We start from the raw sequence: 20,004 nt of genomic DNA, 5'->3' as shown, positions 1-20,004 counted from the left end.
TGATAAGGTCCTATCAGCAGCCTGGGCAAGTTAAATCTTTCAGTTGTTAAGAAATTGAACTGCCTATTCGTCGCCGCCGGATGGTTCGGCAGGGGGAGGGTCTTCTTTGCCGGCTTCCGTTGCCGTCAGCCCTTGGAAGAGCCTGGTGATCGTCTGCAAGATGTTGGAGAAATCTATCTCACTGCCTGACGGTGCGCTTTGAATCCCGGATAAAGGTTTAAAAGACTTATTGCTATCCTTGGCGGAGTCAATGGAGTCGATGAGCGTCATAGTCATGTTGGCAATATTTTCTATTACCAGTCCTACCGTCTTTCCTATTCTGGCGTAGTGTTTTGCAGTGTATATCCATGATGCCGACGGCTCCGCCAAAGGTACAGGTTTAGAATCAGAGATTAACGTGTCCCCTTGGAGAAGGGCTGACAGGTTGGTGATCTGCTCCGTCAACTGATCCAGTTTGGTTACGATGCTGTTAATGCTTTGGGCCTGCATGTTTTGTTTTCTTTCCAACTCGTCGAGCCTGGCAACCAGTTTCCCCACTACAGTTATTCCTCTCGCTATGCCTGCTTGCACCATATACACGTCCTTCCGAAAAGTTCTGTTTGGGGGCGGCATTTGTCTATGTCATGCCAGTAAAGGCGGGCATTGACTAATCTCCTTGTGCTTACCAGCTTATGTAGAAAGAAAAAATGCTGTGACTGTCGTCGTAAATTGCGCTTCCGTTCCGACTTCCGACCTCTGGCCTCAAGACATCTCTTTTGGTAGGCGCAAAAAGAGGTTCCGGTACATAGTAATGTATTAACCTTGATTGAGAAGGAGCAGTGCGCATGGAGCATTCAAACATCGATCTTAAAGACTTTCCCGAGCCGATCAGGAGCATGCTGCAGAGCTTGGATATCAAAGCCCTGGAAAACTTTAAGAATTCCCTGGACAGGGATAAAGTCAACAACATGGTCTCCGGGGTTATGGAGATGCTCAAGCAGACCATGCCCGGACAGGACCACCAGACTCTGGCGCGGTTGATTGATTCCCTGATGGCGCAAAAGAAACCGGAATAGCTGCCGCACCGGGGCCGCCGTCACTAAAACCCCGGCCTTGCTCTGAGCAAGGCCGGGGTTTTAGTCTTTAGCGGCGCTTCCCTTGCAAGGCGCTTGCCGCGGTCATCAGGTCCTGGATACTGTTGACGTTGTCGCGGATTTTACAGATGGTGTCTTTGGTGGTCAGCGAAATCTGGGCGATCGTTTCGAGTTTTGTTTCAAAGGCCTGATCGCGGCTCGCCAGCAGGATGACCAACAGGATAAACAGCAGATTGCCGCCGCTGAAGAGCCTTTGCCGTTTCCCGTTTCCTTCTGTCAACGTTATCCCTCCTGTTTTGCAAACTGTACGCCCAGCAACCTGGTCACGTAATTAATGCTGTTGGCGGCGGTCACCTCCGCAGACCCGGCAAACAAAAGACCGATAGCCCTGTTATCCTCGTCGACGACCAGGGAACCGCTGTCTCCCGCGGAACTCATGGAACTGCAGATGATCTGGTCTTCGAAAACGGCGCCGGCCTTCTTGGATATCTGCACGAAGATGGTGCTGTGCAGGTACCGGACCTCGCCGTGGGTCAATCCCGTCGTCCGCCCGCTTTTTTTGACCAGCATCCCGACGGCGGGGGAGCCGGTTGACGTGCATATCCCGACATCCAGGATTTCGGGGCTGATCGCCTCCAGGTCGACCGGCCTGGCCAGCGCGGCGTCGATGAAGTTGCGCCTGCTGAAAACATACCGCTGGTACTTCCACCTGAACGGGGGACGGTAAGCAGCGCCCGCCAGGCGGTCCAAAAGGGGCTCGTAGCGTGCGGCCGCGGCGCCGGGCTCTCTTTTGACGCTGTAATGCAAAGGCGCGAAGCGGTACAGTGACCCGATGGCGTCGTTTTCCTTCGTGCCGCCGTCGTAGGGCCCCGGCTGCAGGATAGGATCGCCGCACCGGGCGCGATGGTCTTTGCCGTTTGAGTTGTTGGCCAGGATGTGGTTGTTGGAGAGGATCAGCGGTTCGCCGGAGCGGCTGTCGTAGACCACGGCGCCGAATGTCCCGGCGCTGATTCGATAATGCCCGATGCTTACGCCGGGGGAAGCGGGTCTTTTGCGCGCGACCCGCTTGCCGAGCAGGCGTATCTCGCCGACGCTGACGACGTCAGTCGGGAGCCCTTCAATGCGCCTGGGGATGCGGTACGCCCGGGGGAGCGTTTCTTCGGGCACCTTCTCGCTGACAAAGACGACCAGGGCTTCCTGGCCGGTGTCTTCGCCGTTGATCCTTTTGAAGCCGACGCCGACGCCGACGACGTTGGGCAGAAGCATTAACTGCCAACGGTGTTTATCCAGTGCCTCACGGTAGTGTTGCAAGACTGTCACCCGCAATCTTCCTTTTTTTACAAACAAGTTATGTCACAGGACGGGGATTGGTGACGACACGGTATCAGGGGGGAAAAGAATATACTGACGTTGTGAGAGGACGTAAACCTGTGAGGATGCCGGGCGTTCGGGGATAGGCGAAAAACGCCCTGACAGAGGGGGTTTTGCTCAGGTGTTTGGCAATCTGGGAGGCCTTTTGGGCATTTGGCCGGGAATCCGCGAGGCCCTGGCCTCCATTGTTGTGGAGGCGTCAAACGACCTGGTAAGGGTGACCATGGACGGCCAGCAGAAAGTCCTGCAGGTCAAGCTGGCCGAAGACGCCGGCAAGGACCCGGCGGCGCTGGAGGACGCGCTGGCCGAGTGCTTCGACCGAGTGATCGTCGATGCGAGGGTGAAGGCCAAGGCCCAACTGGAAAGGCAACTGGGATTCAAGCTTCCTTTTTAATTCTCACTTTAACCCCACGAACACAGGCAGTAAGCGATACGTTTCTAAAAGCAATTTGGTTTGTCCGCCCATGAACAGCGCGGTTCGGATTTGGCCGTCCGACCGCCGCTACCGACTACTACTACCGACTACCGGTAAGGAAGGAGGAGGGGGATTTTTGGGGACTCAAGAAGGAAAGCCCCGGCGCGGCGCGCTGGGAATGCTGCTGGACCTGCTGCAGTTTCACGGTTTGAGCCAAGACGATATGCTCCTTTTCATGAGCGTGTACAACACCTCTCTGATTCTGGAGATCCTGGAGCGTCGCATTGCCGCGCCGAAGGGCCGGGCGGACGCGGTCCCGCTGCGCGACCCGCTGGCCGCCCTGGGGCAGTTGCTGAGCGGCATGGGCAAAGAGACCGAAAGCGCGGGGGCGGGCCAGCAGCCTGCCGGGCCGCCCAACCGGCAGGGGGCCAACCTGCAGGCCCTGCTGCCCGCCTTGCTGACGCTGCTCCAGACTTCGCCCAGGCCGCCGAGTCCGGCGGCCAAAGCGGGGGACCAGGCGGAAGAAGGCGTGGAAAATCCCGCCGAGGACGGGCAGGATGACTCCCCCGGCCGGGAAGGGATCGACCTGCCGGGTTTGATGTCGGCCTTTTCGACGCTGATGCAAGCCTTTCCCCCGCAGGCTCCCCCGGTCAAGGCCCCCGCCCAGCCGCAGGACGAAAAAGAGGAAAAGGCGGCGGGTTTAACCGGGGACCCGCCGGAGAAGAAAAAGAGGCCTAAACCGAAACCGGAAGTGCTGCAGTGGAATTTCGGGCGCCCCAGCACTCAAGTGAACCCGGCACTCAACTGAACATACGGTTTGGTTACCAATACCAGGCTTTCGCTCTGGTTTAACGGGGTTTTGTTGTGATTGGTCTTCACTCATTCAGTTGAGCGCCGGGCTGGGATATGGTGTGCTCGCCGGGCAGATACTAGCGGGGAAAGGAGGTTTCCGGTGAGCGCACAACTTCTGGCGTTGCTGATCGCGGGCTTGTCCGGGGTGACGATGGCCTTTCAAGGGGCCATCAACTCGGGACTGAGCTTGATTATCGGCCTTTTGCAAGCGACTTTCGTAGTCCACATTGTCGGGCTGGCCCTGGTGACGGCCCTGCTTTTTCTTTTCGGGGCCGGATGGGGGTTTACGGCCAAACTCTCCCAGGCCCCATGGTACAGTTACCTCGGCGGGGTCCTGGGCGTGGCCATCGTTTACGGTGTGATGCGAGCGATGCCTAAGGTCGGCGTGGCCCCGGCCACCACCGCCATCATCATCGGCCAGGTGCTGACGGCGGCGGTCATCGACCACATGGGCTGGTTCGGCCTGCAGAAGATACCCTTCAGCTGGTGCCGGGTGGCCGGGGCGCTGCTGATGGCCGGCGGGGCCTTCCTGCTGTTAAAGAAATAGGCAGAGCACACCGAAGAGCAGCAAACCGGCGGCCATCCCCCGCAGCGCGCTTGAGGCGCCCTCGGACAGCGAGCGCGGCAGGAGCTCGAAGACCACGATGTACAGCATAGCACCGGCCGCTGCCGCGGAGAGGACGGAGATGGAGTGGACGGTCGTTTTGGTGATTAAAATGCCGGCGAGCGTGCCCAGGGGGGTAACCAGGCTGAGAGCGGCGTTGACGAGCAGGATCCTTACGGGTGACACTCCGGCCGCCCGTAAGGGGGCGGCGGTGGCCATCCCCTCGGGGACGTTGTGCATGCCGATGGCGACAGCCATTAAAAGGCCGAGGTTGTGCTTGGCGGCAAAACCGGCGGCAATGGCCAAGCCTTCGGGAAAGTCGTGCAGGGCAATGCCGAGGGTCACGAGAACCCCGGCCTTGAGGTAGCCGCTGCGGGACGCGCCGAGGACGGCCCCCAGCCGCAGGTCCATAACAGCCACAACGATAATGCCGGCCAGGACTCCGCCGACGGTCAGGTTGAGGCCGCCGAAGAGCATGGCCGTGGGTACCAGGTCGGCGCAGACGACGGCGACCATTACGGCCGAGGCCAAACCCATGAAAAAAGCCAGCGTCTGATGCCGGGGACGGGCGGCGAGCACGGCGGCGGCGCCGAAGAGGGTCCCCAGCCCGGCCAGCAGGCTGCTCCAAAGCTCGAACATCACGTTCCTCCAAATATGGTCATACGTCGTAAGTCAAGCTGAATCTTTACGGATTCAGCCTGATACCTTCCTAAATCCTGTGGTTCAACTACCGACTACTGAATACCGACTACCGACTACTAAACAGGCTTCCTAGAATTTCTACTGGCGGGAAGGAGAATTTATGCCAGAGGCCAAATTGGGTGTTAGGTATTGGTGTCAGATCCGGATGTTGGACTTTAGACCTAATGCTAAACGATGCTTTACGAGGTAACGTATGGTCGAATACCAAACGGTGCGTGTCGAGGCACACGCCAAGATTAATTTGAGCCTGGACGTCGTGGGCGTGCTGCCGGACGGGTACCACCGCCTGGAAACGGTCATGCAGCGTCTGGCACTGCACGATATTCTTGAGTTTGCGCCGTTAGATGAAGAGATCGTCCTGGTCGCGGACGGCGCGGAGGTACCGGCAGGGGAGGACAACCTGGTCGTCAAGGCCGCGCGCCTGCTGGCCCGTACCACGGGTTGCCGCCTGGGCGCCCGTATACTTCTGGAAAAGCGCATTCCCGTCAGCGCGGGGCTGGGCGGGGGCTCGGCCGACGCGGCGGCGACCTTGGCGGGTTTAAACAGGCTCTGGCGGCTGGGCCTTGAGATGGGGCAACTGCTGGGCCTGGCCTCCGGACTCGGGGCCGACGTCCCGTTCTGCCTCGCCGGCAGGACGGCGTTCGCCGAGGGCAAAGGGGACGTTCTGACTGAGCTTGCGGCCCTGCCGGCGGCCGGGGTGCTCCTTGTCAAGCCGCCGTTCGGGGTGAGTACGACCCAAGTATACGCCGCTTACGACAGCGGCCCCCGCGAGCGGCTTTCGGATGCGAGGAGGATGGTCGAGGCGGTGGAGAGCGGCAGCCTGGAGAGGGTGGCCGCCTGCCTGGGAAACGACTTGGAGCAGGTGACGCTGACCCGTTATCCCGAGCTGGCCGCTATAAAGCGGCGCATCCTGGCTACAGGGGCCCTCGGGGCCCTGATGGCCGGCAGCGGGCCCACAGTGTTCGGCCTCTACCGTTCGGCCGAGGATGCCCGCAAGGCCGCCACCCGGTTTGAGGGAGACCTTACGGTGATCGCTACACAGACCTTATAGCCGAAATTTGTTGCTTCAAGCGCTCCAAGGGCGTAAAATAGAACGTAAAATCCGTGAGGGGCAAACCAGATGGAAGAACAGAGACGGCTTCTCCCCGTAAAGCTCGACAGCTACAAGCCTTTGCGCGAGGTGGTTTTCGAATCCCTGCGGGAAGCCATCATCACGGGCCGCCTGCGGCCGGGTGAGCGCCTGATGGAACTCCAGCTCGCCGAGGAACTCGGAGTCAGCCGGACGCCCGTCCGGGAGGCCATCCGCAAACTGGAGCTGGAGGGCTTCGTCGTGATGGTCCCGCGCAAGGGCGCATACGTGGCCGGGATAACCGACAAGGATATAACTGACGTCTTCGAGGTACGCTCGGCCTTGGAAGCCCTGGCCGCCGGCCTGGCGGCCGAACGGATCACCGAGGAGGAAATCGAGGAGCTCGAGCGCCTGGTGGTCCGGTACGCGGAGACCACCAGCTCGCAGAATATCCAGGCCATCGTCGAGGAAGACACCAAGTTTCACGACGTCATTTACAGGGCCAGCAGGAACCAGCGGCTGATCCAGATCGTCACCAATCTGCAGGAGCAAATTCAGCGCTTCCGCCTCACTACCCTGTCCCGGCCGGGCCGGACCAAGGAGGCGCTGGTGGAGCACCGCAAGATCGTGGAGGCTATCAGCGAGCGCAACATCGAGCTGGCCCAGCAACTGGCGCGGGAGCACATCGAAAGCGCCGAGAACAGCCTGCTGGTGGCCGTGGAGGAGTTCAACAAATGATTCCCTGCGTGCTTCTGGCCGGGGCTCCCACCAGGGGCTCGCTCTGCGAGGCCGGCGACGAGCGCTGGGAAGCCTTGCTGCCCGTGGCCGGGGAGCCGATGGTCGCCCACGTGGTCCGGGCCATCCTGGATTCCGGTCAGATCTCGCGCATCACCGTGGTCGGCCCGGAGCCTGTAAGGAGCGTCTTTACGGACAGCAGGATCCGGGTGGTCGAATCCGGTGACAGCCTGATGGAAAACGCGGGAAGGGGGCTTGCGGCCGAGCGCGGGGTCGACCATGTCCTGGTGGCGACGGCCGATATCCCCCTGCTGTCCCCCGAGGCTGTCAGCGACTTCATCGCGCGCTGCGGCAACCGCGAGGCCGATTTTTATTACACGGTCGTGTCGGAAAGGGTGGTGGCGCAGAGATTCCCGGAGGCCCGGCGGACCTACGTCCGCTTGCGCGAGGGGCGTTTCACGGGCGGCAACATCGTCCTCCTCCGCCCGGCGGTCTTTGATAAGTGCAGGAAGGTCGGCGAGCAGTTTGCGGCCAACCGTAAAAAACCGCTCAAATTGGCTAGAATGATCGGTGCGGGCTTTCTCCTGCGGTATGCCCTCGGAACGCTGTCCCTGGCATCCGCCGAGCGCAAGGTGACCCAGCTTATCGGCATCAGCGGGCGGGTCATCGAAACTCCCTACCCCGAGGTGGCAGTAGACGTTGACAAGCTAAGCGACTACGAGCTGGCCAAAAAGGTACTGGAAGGTAGTCAGTAGTCAGACTCGAAGGGATTCGCGTACCGCGAATCCCAATAAATAATCCGGCTACTAACGACCGACTATCGACTACCGGCCACTGACTGCCGACTACTTACTTGCTGCCGAGCAGGAGGTCCATGGTTTTCTTAATCGCCTCCCGGCAATCCCCGCCGCGCGCCAGTTCGGCCTTAACGCAGCATTCGAGATACTCGCCGATCAGCGTTTTGGTGGCGTTTTGCACGGCGGCCCGAAGGGCGTTAAGCTGGCCGACGACGAGCTTGCAGTCCTGCCCTTCGGCGATCATGCGCTGGATGCCCCGGGCTTGGCCTTCAATCCTTTTTAAGCGGTTGATGATTTTGGTGGCCGAATCAGGATCCAGGTTTGGCACCGCGATTCCTCCCGGTTGGCTATTAATACCCCTGAGGGTATACTAAGGTTAGCATAGCCTAGAACGATTCGATCGTCAAGAAGTCAGCAATGACGTATTGACATTGGGTCGGGCCCGCAATAAAATACCCCTAGGAGTATCGATCTGCAAAAACTAGTGACATCGAGGTGAAAAACACGTGATAGAAGTGACTGAAGCCGCCCAAGGAAAGCTGAAAGAGGTCCTGGCGACCCACAACAAGCCGGAGGCCATGATCCGTGTCTATATCGGCGGCATCGGGTGAGGCGGGCCCAGTTTTGGGATGGCTCTGGACGAGTCAGTAAATCCTAACGACACGCTGGTGGAAATCAACGACCTGAAGTTCGTGGTCGACAGCGAGGCGGCCAAGGCCCTCAGAGGGTGCGTGGTCGATTACGTTACATCGTGGCGCGGCGCCGGTTTTACCATCAAGAACCCGAACGACACCGGCGGGTGCGCCGGCTGCGGCGATAAGGGCACCTGCGGCTAAAGCCCAATGTAAGCACAGAACACGGAAAGGAACCCTGCGGGGTTCCTTTCTCTGTTCCGGTATGGCCGACCACCGGCAAATGAGTATCCGGCTTGCGTCTTTCGGCCGTGCGCTTGCCCTCGGCCTTGTCTGCGCGAACTCGGGTATATCGATACTATTTTGATCCGTCCTTTGATGGAAAGGTCCTACAGTACTATGTTAAAATTGAACGCTCCGGCTCGTTCAGGCTATGTAACTAGACCTATGGAAAAAGGTCTTGAAGCTCCCGGAGGGTGTGGCGCTCCGTCGGTTTTCTACGAGGTTGCAGTCAAGAAAGGAAGCGCACAAAGCCCTAGTCTGGAGAGTCTTGAATAAGTGTTTTACTGTGTAAGAAAGGGGCTCAGGGGGGAGCCGAAGGCTCCCCCCTTTACCCGTCGTTGGCCTGGTAGGCCCTATGATTTAAAAAGGAGCCCAGCCTCTTGTCGGCTGGGTTCCTGGTTTACTGCTACAGGCTGCATTCCTTGAGCAGGTTCAGGAAGGCCCGGACCGGGGGCAGGAGGAAGTGGTCCTTCAGGTAGACGGCGTAGAGGTTGCGCTTTAACGGGGTGTCCTTGATAGGCACGATGGCGAGCCTTCCCCCGTGCTGCGCCTTCTCCGCGGCCCAGCGGGAGACGAAGGAGATGCCAAGCCCGGCCTCCACCGCGGCGATCACCGATTCGGTGCTCCCGAACTCGCCGGTGGTGACGAAACGCTCCGGCGGGATGCCTGCCGCGGCGAGCAGCTGTTCCACGGTCCGCCTGGTGCCCGACTCCGCTTCGCGCCAGACCACCTTCTGGTCCAGCAGCTGGGAGCCGGTTACGTACTCCATGGCGGCGAAAGGATGGTTTTGGGGAACAATAAGGACGAGCTCGTCTACCGCGAAGGGATCGCAGGCTACCCGTTCGTCGGCTACCGGCGCGCCGATCACCCCGATGTGGATGACCTCGCCCAGCAGGCGGTTGACGACGGTCCCCGTGTTGGAAATCTCCAGGGAAATGGTGACCTCCGGATAACGTTTCCGGTATTCGCCCATCACGGCGGGGAGAACGTAATGACCCGGTATGGTGCTGGCGCCCACGACGAGCCTGCCGCGTACCGTGTCGGCCAAAGAGCCGATTTCCTCCGCGGCGCGGGCCAGCGTATTGATCACTTCGTTGGCGTAGCTGTAGAGGATGTTCCCGGCGTCGGTAAGGTTCACCCGTCTGCTGGTGCGGTTGACAAGGCGCGTTCCGTAGAATGACTCGAGGAGTGCGATGTGTTTGCTTACGGCGGGTTGTGTGAGGTTCAGAACTTTGGCGGCGCGGGAGAAACTTTTCTGGTTGGCCACCGTGATAAAGGTCTCCAGGTAGTTGAGGTTCAAACCTATCCAACCCTTTTACTCTTTTTGTTTTAATTATATTACTATTTGTTATTGAGGCAATAAATCTTCTGTCAATTTATTAGAAAAAATAAGAAAATGAAGCGCTATACGGACGGTGTCACAACCTTCGGCCTTTCCGACGTCTTCGCGGCGCGCACCCACCTGGCAGGGGTAATCCACGCCACGCCCTTGCGTTGTTCCCGCAGCATCAGCGCCCTGCTGGGCAGGGACGTCTATTTCAAGTTCGAGAACCTGCAGCGCACCGGCTCGTTCAAGATCCGCGGAGCCTACCACAAGCTTTGCGGGGACGTTGCCGAAGGGCGGAGCGTGGTCGCCGCCTCGGCCGGAAACCACGCCCAGGGAGTGGCCCTGGCGGCCTCCCTCTGCGGCAAACCGGCCACGGTCGTCATGCCGAAGAACGCTCCGCGCAGCAAGATCAAGGCCACTCTCGGGTACGGGGCCAGGGTGATCCTGTCGGGGAACAATTACCACGAGGCCTACCAGGTCGCCCGGCGCGTCTGTGCGGAAAAGGGGGCCGTATTCATCCACGCCTTTGACGACCCCCGCATTATCGCCGGCCAGGGGACGGTCGGCCTGGAGATCCTGGAGGTCCTGCCCGACGTTGATACCGTCGTCGTGCCGGTGGGCGGGGGAGGGCTGATCGCCGGCATCTCCTACGTCGTTAAGGAACTCAAGCCGTCGGTCAAAGTCGTCGGGGTTATCGCGACGCACGCTCCCTCCCTGTTGCTGTCCGTCGAGCGGGGCGTGCCCGTGGAAGTGCCCGTAAAGGTTACGATCGCCGACGGCATCGCCGTCGACAGGCCCGGCGACCTGCCTTTCCAGTTCATCAGGCGTTACGTGGACGAGGTCGTCGCCGTCGACGAGGAGGCCGTAGGACGGGCCATCCTTCTCTTGCTGACGCGGACCAAGACCCTCGCGGAGGGGGCGGGCGCGGTCGGCCTGGCGGCTTTCCTGGAAAACAAGGTCGCCGGGCCGGGGAAGAAGGCCTGCATCGTTTTGAGCGGGGGAAACATCGACCCGCCGGTACTGGCCCGTGTCGCAACGGGCAGAAAAACTGCGCTCCGGGGGAAGGAGATCAGGGAGCGGCACAGAACATTTGAACAGGATTCAACGCATTCTTCATAGAATATCTGATAAATGTAGTATCAGCCTACGGGAGGTCACCTGATGTCATTAGTGGCGGTGGTGCTGGCTGCCGGCAAGGGAACGCGGATGAAATCGCGCCACCCCAAGGTGCTGCACCAGATTGCCGGGCGACCGATGCTGCATTACGTTTTGGACGCCGTCAGCGAGGCCGGCGCCGGGACCACGGTCGTCGTAGCGGGATACGGGTATGACGCCGTGCGCGCCGCGGTCGGTGACGCTGCGAAGGTTGTGCTACAGGATGAACAGCGCGGAACAGCCCACGCCGTGATGCAAACCAGGGAAGCTCTGTCGGATTTTACGGGCGATATTCTGGTTGTTTGCGGGGATACCCCGCTGATCACCGGCCGGACCCTGGCCGGGCTGGTGTCCCATCACCGGGCCAAGGGCGCTGCGGCCACCGTATTGACGGCCATCGTTGAAGACCCGACGGGTTACGGCCGGGTCATCCGCGACGGCGGGGGCATGGTGGCCCGCATCGTCGAGCAGAAAGACGCGACGCCGGACGAACTGGCCGTCAGGGAAATCAACACGGGCGTTTACTGTTTTTCCGCCGCGGGTTTTTTCGATTCCCTCCGGAAGATCAGCAATAATAATCAACAGGGCGAGTACTACCTGACCGATATCATCGGCGTTTACGTCGCGGGCGGGCGTCCGGTTGCCTCCTACCTTGCTAGCGACCCCGTAGAAATCATGGGCATCAACGACCGCCTCCAGCTCGCCGCCGCCGAGAAGGTTATCCGGCGCCGGGTCCTGGAAGGGCTGATGCGTTCCGGGGTGACCATCGTCGACCCCGACAGCACCTATATCGACGCCCCGGCGCGGATCGGGCCCGACACGGTCATCCACCCCCAGACCTTCATCCGGGGCGGGTCGGTGATCGGGCGGGACTGCAACCTGGGGCCCTGCGCACAGCTTGTCAACGCCGTGCTCGGCGACGGGGTCACCGTATGGAACTCGGTCATCGTCGATTCGGAGGTCGGGGACCGGACCACGGTCGGCCCCTTCGCCTATGTCCGGCCGGGAAGCCGGATCGGCGCGGGGGTAAAAGTCGGCGATTTTGTGGAGATCAAAAAATCAATCATCGGGGACGGCAGCAAAGTACCGCACCTGAGCTATATAGGCGACGCCGTCATCGGCCGGGCGGTGAACGTCGGCGCCGGCACGATCACCTGCAATTACGATGGGGAAAAGAAATGGGTGACCGAGATCGAAGACGGCGCCTTCATCGGGAGCAACACCAATCTCGTGGCCCCGGTCAAGGTGGGCCGCGGGGCGTACATCGGCGCGGGTTCGACGATTACCAAGGATGTCCCTCCGGGCGCGCTGGGGATAGCGCGGAGCGGGCAAAAGAATATTGAAGACTGGGTCGAGAAAAAGAAGCAAAAGAAGAAGCCCACGGAGGGATAATCATGATGTACGCCAGGCACAAGAAGCTCAAGATATTCACGGGGAACGCCAACCCCGCGCTGGCCTCCGAGATCTGCCAGTACCTGGGCGTACCGTTGGGGATTTCATCGGTGACGCGCTTCTCGGACGGCGAAATCCAGGTGAAGATCGAAGAAAACGTCCGGGGCGCCGACGTCTTCATCGTCCAGCCGACCTGCCAGCCCGTCAACGAAAACATTATGGAATTACTAATTATGATCGATGCCCTGCGGAGAGCCTCGGCGAGGCGCATCACCGCCGTCATGCCCTATTACGGGTACGCCCGCCAGGACCGCAAGACCCGCGCGCGCGAGCCCATCACCGCCAAGCTGATCGCCAACCTGCTGACGGCGGCCGGCGCCAGGCGGGTCATCACGATGGATCTGCACGCGGGGCAAATCCAGGGCTTCTTTGACATCCCGGTCGACCACCTTCCCGGCGGGCCGATCCTCGCCGATTACCTCATACGCTGCCACCTGGAGAACGTGGTGGTCGTGTCTCCGGACGTCGGCGGCGTGACGCGCGCCCGGGACCTCGCCGAACGCATCGGCGCGCCGCTGGCCATCATCGACAAGCGCCGTCCGGAGCCCAACGTGGCCGAGATCAATACGGTCATCGGCCCGGTGGAGGGGCGCACAGCCATCCTGGTCGACGACATCATCGACACGGCGGGGACCATCACCAAGGGCGCCGACGCCTTGATCGATTTCGGGGCCACGGGCGTCTACGTCGCCTGCACGCACCCCGTGCTTTCGGGGCCGGCCATCGAGCGTCTCCGGGCTTCGGTGATCAAGGAGGTCATCGTCACCAACACCATCCCCATCCCTCTGGAAAGGCGCATCGCGAAGATCAAGGTCCTTTCCGTCGCGCCGCTGCTGGGCGAGGCGATCATCAGGGTACATGAGGACCTTTCGGTGTCTAAACTCTTTGATTGAATTTGGACAAGCAGTGAGCGTTTCGCAAATAACTCAAAAAACGGTGAGAAACCACCCTTTATCCTGGAAGAAGGGTGGTTCTTTTTCCGTACGCTCATCAAGGCAGGGGTCGGGCTTGACCGTGCTTGCGAAGTTCAGTCAAGTATCGGCAAGCCTGACCCCTTTTGTGTGGTGGCAAATTATTGCGATTAACATATCATGGCAGCAAACCTAGAACAGGGGGGGGTATTGATGCCCAAGTATCAGCCGCAATTCCTTTTTCCTAACATCGTGATAGTCCTGTTCATCTTTATTATTTTCGGCGGATTGTTCCCCTGGAGCGCGAGGGAGTAGGCTCACTTGAACCCTCCGCAGCGGACGGAGCATGGCTGGAAAAATGAGAACCACCCCATCAAAGGGTGGTTCTGCTTTACTGCTGTTCCCTGTTTTCTATGCGGGTTCGCGTGTCGTCGGTCCGCAGCAGGAAGGGGATGAGGTAGATGCCGCCGAGCCCCACCAGTGTGTAAATGACCCGCGAGAACAAGGACGAATTACGGATGACCTCGCCGCCGAAGATGGCGGTTACCAAGTCCCACCGGAAAAGTCCGACAAGGAGCCAGTTGAGCGCGCCGATAATCACCAGGGCGAGGGCCAGTTTGTTGAGCCACGCCAGGTCTCTTACTCTTTCCGCCATATCATCCATCCTTTCGTATTGTTTGAGTGTATTATCCGGCATTTCGCTAAAGACTATGCGCGGGAAACGAAAGCCCCGGTTGCCGCAACCGGGACCTTGAGCGCGCTATTCTTCTTTGGGCGTTTCTTCCGGCTTTCGTTCCTGCGTTTCTTCCTTTGCCTGCAGATCTTCCTTTGCGTCTTTCTTGCGCTGCAGTTTCGGCAGCGCGACTTTCTGCTTGGTCTTGTCGATCAGGGCCTTGACCTTTTCTTCAATGACGGCCGGCTGTTTTGCCGCTTCGGTGTCTTCAACTCTGGCCTCTTTCTTGGGCAGCCTGGGCAGGGCTTCCTTGGTCTTGTCGAGGACGTCCAGGAACCTCGCTTCCAGGCCGCCGTCTATTTTTTGCATCCGGGCGAGCGCTTCGTCGGTGGTCACGATGACCTCTTTCCCGATGGTGCGCAGGACCTCCGCCGGGATAAAGGACCGCCCCTTGACGGCGCCGCCGATGCCGGACGGGGCCGCCTCCAGCCCTGTTATGGTCCCGGTCACAGTGTCGACAAAGTAATCCTGGACCCAGCCCAGGACGCTGCCGCTTTCGGTGACCACGCGCGCGCCGGTGACCGTGGTCTTTTCCTTCCAGAGCTGCACGAGCTCGGGCAGACTCGATGCTTTGGCCGCGCTGGCGCTCTGGGCGACCGTCAGCGCGTTGGCGCCCACCGAATGCACCTTGGCAAAGGGAATGAATTTTTGCTCCTTGAAGAAGCCTTTTTCTTCAACGACAAGGGCCGCAACAGCCTTGCCCGCCGGATTGACGATCAGCGTCTTGACGTTCCCGAGCTTCAGTCCTTCCTCCAGGCTGATTACCGGCAGACCGACAAGCTCACGAGCTCTGCGCAACATTGATCCCTCCTACTCATCCAGGAGACCGTCTATGGGATTTTATGCCGTTGTCCAGTTTGATATGACTTTCCGGGGGGCATAATTTTAGACGGAGGGGATAAGTTTTATGGCTACGGCGAACTTGGAGGTCACGCCCCGCGACAAGAGGGGCAAAAACCAGCTCAACACCCTGCGCGAGCAGGGCAAGGTCCCGGGCGTTGTCTACGGGAAATCGGTGGGCAACCTTCCGGTGGAGATGGACGGCCGTGAAATAGAGGACATCGTCAAACACCACGGGTCGGCGGCTCTGGTGGAACTGAAGGTAAAAACCGGTTCCAAGCCGAAGAAGTACCATGCTATCATTAAGGAGGTGCAGTACCACCCTTTTAAGCGGCAAATCCAGCATATCGATCTGCAACAGATATCGCTGAAGGAAGAGGTGCACACGCACGTTCCCCTGCATTTTGTCGGGGCCGCCCCCGGCGTCAAACAGGGAGGCGTGTTGGCGTACCACCTCCGGCAGATAGAGGTGGCGTGCCTGCCGATGAAAATACCTGAGCACATCGAGGTGGATATCTCCGGCTTGGATATCGGCGACAACATCCACGTGAGCGAGCTGGCCGTGCCGGAAGGCGTGAAAGTGCTCACCGAGGGCGGCTCCGTTGTTGTGGCGGTAACCGCTTTGCGCCGGGAGGCCGAGGCGGTGGCCGAGCCGGCTGCCGAAGCCGCTCCTACCGCGGCTGAGAATGTGGAGGCCGAAGCCAAGCCCGAATAAGTATGATCAAGGCCGTAATAGGACTGGGAAACCCCGGGGAGACGTATGCCGCCACCCGCCACAACATAGGCTTTATGGTGGTTGACCAACTAGCGCGCATGTTGACTGTCGGGGTCGGCACCCGGCAGTGCTTTTCCCTGGTCGGGGAAGCGCGGCGGGGCAACGCCGCCCTGGTGCTGGCCAAGCCGCAGACCTTTATGAACCTCAGTGGACGGGCTGCGGCTGCTTTGCTTGACCGTTTCCGCCTGTTTCCATCCGAGATGCTGGTGGTCTGCGACGACATGGACCTGCCCTTCGGCAGGCTGCGCCTGAAAGCTAAGGGCGGTTCCGGCGGGCACAGGGGAATGCAGTCCATCATTGAAAGCCTTGGGACCGACGAGTTTCCCCGGCTGCGTGTGGGCATCGGCCGGGGCGAGGATGTTGTTGATTACGTTTTGGGAAGGTTTTCCGAAGAAGAGCAGGCTGTCCTGGCGGAGGTCATCGATGCGGCCGCCCGGGCGGCCCTGGTGGCCGTTGAGGAAGGGCTGGAGAAAGCGATGAACCGGTTTAACCGCTGGAAAGTGGGCACTGGGCTCTAGGTTGGCACTGAGCTTTGGGCACTGTGCATTAAATTGGCACTGAGCGCTGGGCGCCCAACGCCAATGCACAATGCTCATAGCTCAATGCCCAGTGCTTACAGCCAAAGCTGAATGATGCTTTTGCGGTGAATAAGCTGCATATATATCATGGATAACGTTAACAAGGTAACGTTGCTCTGTAACAAGGGAGCGGGTAGATGCGAGGATTAACCGATCTCCTGGGGATGATCCCTGCCCTGCGCCAGCTCGACGAGGCCGTGCGAGCCGGCGCCGATAGGCAGCTGGTCTACGGCCTGGGGCCGAACCACCACGCGCTGGTCTGTGCCGCTCTGAGCAAGGACCGGGAGTCTTTGCTGGTGGTTGTGCCGGGAGAAAAAGAAGCCCTGACGGTTGTCGAGGACCTCGGACAATTGTTGCCGGGGAGAGGGGTTTTCCTTTTTTCACCCTGGGAATTTATCCCGTTTAAGGTTCTTGCTTACAGTAAACACGTCACCGCCAACCGGCTGCGGGTGCTCGAAGCTCTGGCCGGGGGCGACCGCGGCGCCGTCATCGTGGTTCCCGTCGATGCCCTGGCCAGGAGGGTGATGCCGGCCCCGGCCCTGAGGAAAGCGATCCTGCAACTGGCCGTCGGGCAGGAATGGGACCTCGGCACCCTGCGCGGCAAACTGGCTGAACTCGGCTACGAGCACGCGGCCCTGGTGGAGGGAGAAGGACAGTTCAGCAGCCGCGGGGGGATCATCGATATCTTTCCTATGACGGCGGACTACCCCGTGCGCATCGAGTTTTTCGGTGACGAGATCGACTCCCTGCGCGTTTTCGATCCCGAGACCCAGCGCTCCGAGGCGCCCATCCGGTCCTTAAGCATCACGCCCGTGCACGAGCTGGCGATGTCCGGAGAAGAGTGGGCCAGGGGATACGCGACCCTGGCCGGCGACCTGAAAGCCCAGGCCGCCAGGCTGAGAAAGGCGGGTAGGGACGAAGCCGCCGAACGCCTGGAAGAAACGGTCGGGGAGACGCTGGCCCTGATCGAGGCCAGGCGGTATTTTTACGGCATAGAGGAGTACCTCGATTATTTCTATCCGGAGGCGCCGAGCGTCTTCAGCTATCTGCCCCCCGGGACCAGGATCGTGATTACCGACCCCGAACGGACCGCCGACACCGGGGCCAGCCTGGAGCGCCAGCGCGTGCAGGGTTACGGGGGGCTGCTCGAAAGCGGCCAGGTCCTGCCCCGGCAGTTCAAAGCCTACCTGTCCTGGAGCCGGGTCAGGGAGCAGCTGTGCGGCTATCCCCTCATCTACAGCTCTTTTCTTCCCCAGGTCTCCCATCTCCCGGAGCCCGAGCAAGCCAGGGAGTTCGTCGTCAAGGGGATCGCCGGCTCGCAGGGCAAGCCCGAGGACCTGATCGAGAACCTGCGCCTCTGGCGCAAGCGCGGTTACGCGGTGGCGCTCCTGGCCGGGACCCAGGAGCGCGCCCGGAGGCTCGTGCAGACGCTTCGCAACGGGGGGCTGGAGGCCTTCGTCAACCCCGACCTGGACGCCCTCTTGCCCGGCAACGTCGCCGTGGCCCCCGGGAAGCTCAACGAGGGTTTTGAGATCCCGGAGGCCGGGCTGGTCGTCCTGACCGAGAAGGAGATTTACGGCAAGAAACTCTACGACCGGAAACGGCCCTTTAAGCTTAAGAAGAAAAACCTGGATGAGCTGGACTTAAGCCCGGGCGACTACGTCGTGCACCTGACGCACGGTATCGGGCGTTACCTGGGCATCCAGCAGCTCGAGATCGGCGGCATCAAGCGGGAGTACCTCCAACTGGCCTACCAGGGGGAGGATAAGCTCTACGTCCCCACCGACCAGCTGGGAGTTCTGCAGAAATACGTGGGCGCCGAAGGGGAGGTGCCGCGGCTTTCCAAGCTGGGGGGCAGCGACTGGACGCGGACCAAGCGGCGCGTGCGCGAGGCCGTGCAGGAAATGGCCCGGGAGCTGATCGAGCTGTACGCCGAGCGTCAGTCCCTGAAGGGCCACGCCTTTCCGCCGGACACCCCGTGGCAGGCGGAGTTCGAGGCGGCTTTCCCCTACCAGGAGACGCCCGACCAGCTCACCGCCATCGCCCAGATCAAAAAGGACATGGAGAAGGACCTGCCCATGGACCGGCTGCTCTGCGGCGACGTCGGCTACGGCAAGACCGAGGTGGCCATGCGCGCGGTCTTCAAGGCCGTCGCCGGAGGCAAGCAGGCGGCCGTCCTCGTCCCCACGACGGTGCTCGCCCAGCAGCATTTCAACACCTTCAAGGAGCGCTTTGCGGGGTATCCGGTAACGATCGAGATGCTCAGCAGGTTCCGGTCGCCCCGGGAGCAGAGGGAGATCGTGGCCGGCCTCGCCCGCGGCGGCATCGACATCGTCATCGGGACGCACCGGCTGGTCCAGGATGACGTTGTTTTTAAGAACCTCGGCCTGATCGTGGTCGACGAGGAACAACGCTTCGGTGTTCTGCAAAAGGAGCGCCTGAAAATCCGTTACCCCAACGTCGACGTCCTGACCCTGACGGCGACGCCCATCCCGCGCACGCTGTACATGTCGCTCTTGGGGATCCGCGACACCAGCCTGCTGGAGACGCCGCCCCAGGACCGCTTCCCGGTCCAGACCTACGTCCTGGAGGAGGACCCGGTGATCATCCGCGAGGCCATCGTCAGGGAGCTCTCCCGCGGCGGCCAGGTCTACTTCGTGCACAACAGGGTGCACGACCTGGACCGCGTCGCCGCCTGGGTGCAGGCCCTGGTGCCCGAGGCCCGGGTGGCCATGGCGCATGGCCAGATGCGGGAGGACCAGCTCGAACAGGTGATGCTGGACTTTATCGACGGGGAATACGATATCCTGGTTTGTACGACGATTATCGAATCGGGGCTGGACATTCCCAACGTCAACACCCTGATCGTCAAGGAGAGCGACCAGTTCGGGCTGGCGCAGCTTTACCAGCTCCGCGGGCGGGTCGGGCGTTCGAACCGGTTGGCCTACGCCTACCTGACCTTCCGGCGGGACAAGATCCTGAACGAGGCCGCCGAAAAGCGCTTGGCCGCCATCCGCGACTTTACCGATTTCGGCAGCGGCTACAAGCTGGCGAAAAAGGACCTGGAGATCCGGGGGGCGGGCAGCCTTTTGGGAACCGAACAGCACGGAAACATCTCGGTCGTCGGCTTTGAAATGTACTGCCGCCTGCTGGAGGAGGCGGTGCGCGAGCTCAAGGGCGAAAAGCGCGAGGAAGAGGTGGAGGCGCTGGTCGAGCTGCCGATCACCGCTTTTCTCCCCGACGAATACGTGGGCGATGAGGAGCAGAAGATCCGTCTCTACCACGCCCTGGCGACGGTCAGGCAAAAAGAAGAGGTCGACGAGCTGGCCGAAGAGCTGCGCGACCGTTTCGGCGAACATCCCCAGCCGGTGCGCAACCTGCTGGCGGTGGCGCGCATCCGGGCCGCTGCCCGGCAACTGCGGATCAAGCACATCACCCGCCAGGGCCTGTTTTACCGCTTCACCTTCGCTCCCACCGCCCGGCTCGACGGCGACAGGCTGATTGCGCTGGCCCAATCGCTGCCCAACAAGCTCCGTTTCAAGGAGGATAACGGGCACTTCGAGATCTGGCTCCGGTCGACCGGCCGGGCCGACGCGTTCGAGAGCACCGATGAGGTAGAAACTTTTCTTACTGCGTTAAACTAAACAAAAGACACAGGGACCAAAGCCGTCTTCTGCGCCTGTATGCCTGCCGCAAACAGA

At 60.7% G+C, this 20,004-nt stretch carries 22 protein-coding genes; 14 read left to right on the top strand and 8 right to left on the bottom strand.

The features are described from left to right. Positions 1 to 63 precede the first annotated feature (63 nt). Positions 64 to 537, bottom strand: coding sequence for a hypothetical protein (locus ACUM6F_RS06480; protein ID WP_425620681.1), 474 nt, complete (start codon positions 535 to 537; stop codon positions 64 to 66). Positions 538 to 824: 287 nt separating this feature from the next. On the opposite strand from ACUM6F_RS06480, the gene ACUM6F_RS06475 reads away from it, so the two are divergent. Further along, positions 825 to 1,055 (top strand): hypothetical protein, encoded by a 231-nt coding sequence (locus ACUM6F_RS06475; protein ID WP_445348741.1) that lies wholly within the window; start codon positions 825 to 827, stop codon positions 1,053 to 1,055. 67 nt (positions 1,056 to 1,122) lie between these two features. Here ACUM6F_RS06475 and ACUM6F_RS06470 read toward each other — a convergent pair whose 3' ends face one another. Together ACUM6F_RS06470 and ACUM6F_RS06465 are read right to left on the bottom strand one after the other, a co-directional pair. Then, positions 1,123 to 1,353, bottom strand: coding sequence for a hypothetical protein (locus tag ACUM6F_RS06470; protein WP_425620683.1), 231 nt, complete (start codon positions 1,351 to 1,353; stop codon positions 1,123 to 1,125). A gap of 2 nt (positions 1,354 to 1,355) precedes the next feature. Continuing rightward, entirely contained in the window at positions 1,356 to 2,393 is a 1,038-nt protein-coding gene (locus ACUM6F_RS06465; protein ID WP_445348740.1) for a chymotrypsin family serine protease, read from the bottom strand. Positions 2,394 to 2,565: 172 nt separating this feature from the next. On the opposite strand from ACUM6F_RS06465, the gene ACUM6F_RS06460 reads away from it, so the two are divergent. The 3 genes from ACUM6F_RS06460 (at position 2,566) to ACUM6F_RS06450 (ending at position 4,258) form a co-directional block, all read left to right on the top strand. Continuing rightward, the gene (locus ACUM6F_RS06460) at positions 2,566 to 2,838 is read left to right on the top strand and encodes a YbaB/EbfC family nucleoid-associated protein (protein ID WP_425620685.1); all 273 of its coding nucleotides are present in this window, start codon (positions 2,566 to 2,568) and stop codon (positions 2,836 to 2,838) included. Between the two features lie 157 nt (positions 2,839 to 2,995). Continuing rightward, positions 2,996 to 3,667, top strand: coding sequence for a hypothetical protein (locus ACUM6F_RS06455; RefSeq protein ID WP_445348739.1), 672 nt, complete (start codon positions 2,996 to 2,998; stop codon positions 3,665 to 3,667). Between the two features lie 144 nt (positions 3,668 to 3,811). Beyond that, on the top strand, positions 3,812 to 4,258 hold the full coding sequence (locus tag ACUM6F_RS06450) for a DMT family transporter (RefSeq protein ID WP_425620687.1): 447 nt from the start codon (positions 3,812 to 3,814) through the stop codon (positions 4,256 to 4,258). Here the strand turns inward: ACUM6F_RS06450 and ACUM6F_RS06445 are convergent. Then, positions 4,247 to 4,954 carry a ZIP family metal transporter gene (locus tag ACUM6F_RS06445; protein WP_425620688.1) on the bottom strand — a complete coding sequence of 236 codons (708 nt, stop codon included), beginning with the start codon at positions 4,952 to 4,954 and terminating at the stop codon, positions 4,247 to 4,249. The genes ACUM6F_RS06450 and ACUM6F_RS06445 overlap by 12 nt on opposite strands. 256 nt (positions 4,955 to 5,210) lie before the next feature. On the opposite strand from ACUM6F_RS06445, the gene ispE reads away from it, so the two are divergent. From ispE to ACUM6F_RS06430, 3 genes are all read left to right on the top strand, one after another. Continuing rightward, positions 5,211 to 6,068 carry a 4-(cytidine 5'-diphospho)-2-C-methyl-D-erythritol kinase gene (gene ispE, locus ACUM6F_RS06440; RefSeq protein WP_425620689.1) on the top strand — a complete coding sequence of 286 codons (858 nt, stop codon included), beginning with the start codon at positions 5,211 to 5,213 and terminating at the stop codon, positions 6,066 to 6,068. 69 nt (positions 6,069 to 6,137) lie between these two features. Beyond that, positions 6,138 to 6,824: a GntR family transcriptional regulator gene (locus ACUM6F_RS06435; protein ID WP_425620690.1), complete on the top strand. Its 687-nt coding sequence runs from the start codon at positions 6,138 to 6,140 to the stop codon at positions 6,822 to 6,824. Further along, on the top strand, positions 6,821 to 7,576 hold the full coding sequence (locus tag ACUM6F_RS06430; RefSeq protein ID WP_445348738.1) for an NTP transferase domain-containing protein: 756 nt from the start codon (positions 6,821 to 6,823) through the stop codon (positions 7,574 to 7,576). Before ACUM6F_RS06435 ends, ACUM6F_RS06430 begins: the two co-directional genes overlap by 4 nt. A 94-nt stretch (positions 7,577 to 7,670) precedes the next feature. On the opposite strand, the gene ACUM6F_RS06425 is transcribed toward ACUM6F_RS06430, so the two are convergent. Then, positions 7,671 to 7,946 (bottom strand): metal-sensitive transcriptional regulator, encoded by a 276-nt coding sequence (locus ACUM6F_RS06425; protein ID WP_425620692.1) that lies wholly within the window; start codon positions 7,944 to 7,946, stop codon positions 7,671 to 7,673. A gap of 301 nt (positions 7,947 to 8,247) precedes the next feature. Between ACUM6F_RS06425 and ACUM6F_RS06420 the strand changes: the two genes are divergently transcribed. Continuing rightward, a complete protein-coding gene (locus tag ACUM6F_RS06420) occupies positions 8,248 to 8,454 on the top strand; it encodes a HesB/IscA family protein (RefSeq protein WP_425620693.1) in 207 nt (68 codons plus the stop codon). A 484-nt stretch (positions 8,455 to 8,938) separates the two neighbouring features. Here the strand turns inward: ACUM6F_RS06420 and ACUM6F_RS06415 are convergent, their stop codons facing one another. Then, positions 8,939 to 9,832 carry a selenium metabolism-associated LysR family transcriptional regulator gene (locus ACUM6F_RS06415; protein WP_445348737.1) on the bottom strand — a complete coding sequence of 298 codons (894 nt, stop codon included), beginning with the start codon at positions 9,830 to 9,832 and terminating at the stop codon, positions 8,939 to 8,941. A gap of 96 nt (positions 9,833 to 9,928) precedes the next feature. Between ACUM6F_RS06415 and ilvA the strand changes: the two genes are divergently transcribed. Genes ilvA through ACUM6F_RS06400 form a run of 3 tightly spaced genes read left to right on the top strand, consistent with a single transcriptional unit; the run spans position 9,929 to position 13,359 of the window. Then, positions 9,929 to 10,978: a threonine ammonia-lyase gene (ilvA, locus tag ACUM6F_RS06410; protein ID WP_445348736.1), complete on the top strand. Its 1,050-nt coding sequence runs from the start codon at positions 9,929 to 9,931 to the stop codon at positions 10,976 to 10,978. Between the two features lie 42 nt (positions 10,979 to 11,020). Continuing rightward, positions 11,021 to 12,406 carry a bifunctional UDP-N-acetylglucosamine diphosphorylase/glucosamine-1-phosphate N-acetyltransferase GlmU gene (gene glmU / locus ACUM6F_RS06405; RefSeq protein WP_425620696.1) on the top strand — a complete coding sequence of 462 codons (1,386 nt, stop codon included), beginning with the start codon at positions 11,021 to 11,023 and terminating at the stop codon, positions 12,404 to 12,406. Positions 12,407 to 12,411: 5 nt separating this feature from the next. Next, the gene (locus ACUM6F_RS06400) at positions 12,412 to 13,359 is read left to right on the top strand and encodes a ribose-phosphate diphosphokinase (RefSeq protein WP_425622202.1); all 948 of its coding nucleotides are present in this window, start codon (positions 12,412 to 12,414) and stop codon (positions 13,357 to 13,359) included. Positions 13,360 to 13,768: 409 nt separating this feature from the next. On the opposite strand, the gene ACUM6F_RS06395 is transcribed toward ACUM6F_RS06400, so the two are convergent. Together ACUM6F_RS06395 and ACUM6F_RS06390 are read right to left on the bottom strand one after the other, a co-directional pair. After that, positions 13,769 to 14,041: a DUF378 domain-containing protein gene (locus tag ACUM6F_RS06395; protein ID WP_445348735.1), complete on the bottom strand. Its 273-nt coding sequence runs from the start codon at positions 14,039 to 14,041 to the stop codon at positions 13,769 to 13,771. 96 nt (positions 14,042 to 14,137) lie between these two features. Then, complete coding sequence (locus ACUM6F_RS06390) at positions 14,138 to 14,908, bottom strand: PRC-barrel domain-containing protein (protein WP_445348734.1); 771 nt, start codon at positions 14,906 to 14,908, stop codon at positions 14,138 to 14,140. 109 nt (positions 14,909 to 15,017) lie between these two features. Here ACUM6F_RS06390 and ACUM6F_RS06385 point away from each other — a divergent pair, with 109 nt between their 5' ends. The 3 genes from ACUM6F_RS06385 (at position 15,018) to mfd (ending at position 19,947) form a co-directional block, all read left to right on the top strand. Continuing rightward, complete coding sequence (locus tag ACUM6F_RS06385) at positions 15,018 to 15,665, top strand: 50S ribosomal protein L25/general stress protein Ctc (RefSeq protein WP_445348733.1); 648 nt, start codon at positions 15,018 to 15,020, stop codon at positions 15,663 to 15,665. Between the two features lie 2 nt (positions 15,666 to 15,667). Beyond that, on the top strand, positions 15,668 to 16,243 hold the full coding sequence (gene pth, locus ACUM6F_RS06380; protein ID WP_445348732.1) for an aminoacyl-tRNA hydrolase: 576 nt from the start codon (positions 15,668 to 15,670) through the stop codon (positions 16,241 to 16,243). Positions 16,244 to 16,440: 197 nt separating this feature from the next. Further along, entirely contained in the window at positions 16,441 to 19,947 is a 3,507-nt protein-coding gene (gene mfd / locus ACUM6F_RS06375; protein WP_445348731.1) for a transcription-repair coupling factor, read from the top strand. Positions 19,948 to 20,004 lie beyond the last annotated feature (57 nt).

Source organism: Desulforudis sp. DRI-14 (assembly GCF_052618305.1).
Note: the sequence above shows the minus strand (reverse complement) of the source record. Positions and strands in the feature narration are given on the sequence as shown.

Coding starts and splice junctions, on each gene's coding strand:
- ACUM6F_RS06475 (WP_445348741.1), top strand. CDS start 825: ATGGAGCATTCAAACATCGATCTTAAAGACTTTCCCGAGCCGATCAGG.
- ACUM6F_RS06445 (WP_425620688.1), bottom strand. CDS start 4,954: ATGTTCGAGCTTTGGAGCAGCCTGCTGGCCGGGCTGGGGACCCTCTTC.
- ispE (WP_425620689.1), top strand. CDS start 5,211: ATGGTCGAATACCAAACGGTGCGTGTCGAGGCACACGCCAAGATTAAT.
- ACUM6F_RS06435 (WP_425620690.1), top strand. CDS start 6,138: ATGGAAGAACAGAGACGGCTTCTCCCCGTAAAGCTCGACAGCTACAAG.
- ACUM6F_RS06430 (WP_445348738.1), top strand. CDS start 6,821: ATGATTCCCTGCGTGCTTCTGGCCGGGGCTCCCACCAGGGGCTCGCTC.
- ACUM6F_RS06420 (WP_425620693.1), top strand. CDS start 8,248: ATGGCTCTGGACGAGTCAGTAAATCCTAACGACACGCTGGTGGAAATC.
- ilvA (WP_445348736.1), top strand. CDS start 9,929: ATGAAGCGCTATACGGACGGTGTCACAACCTTCGGCCTTTCCGACGTC.
- glmU (WP_425620696.1), top strand. CDS start 11,021: ATGTCATTAGTGGCGGTGGTGCTGGCTGCCGGCAAGGGAACGCGGATG.
- ACUM6F_RS06400 (WP_425622202.1), top strand. CDS start 12,412: ATGTACGCCAGGCACAAGAAGCTCAAGATATTCACGGGGAACGCCAAC.
- ACUM6F_RS06395 (WP_445348735.1), bottom strand. CDS start 14,041: ATGGATGATATGGCGGAAAGAGTAAGAGACCTGGCGTGGCTCAACAAA.
- ACUM6F_RS06385 (WP_445348733.1), top strand. CDS start 15,018: ATGGCTACGGCGAACTTGGAGGTCACGCCCCGCGACAAGAGGGGCAAA.
- pth (WP_445348732.1), top strand. CDS start 15,668: ATGATCAAGGCCGTAATAGGACTGGGAAACCCCGGGGAGACGTATGCC.
- mfd (WP_445348731.1), top strand. CDS start 16,441: ATGCGAGGATTAACCGATCTCCTGGGGATGATCCCTGCCCTGCGCCAG.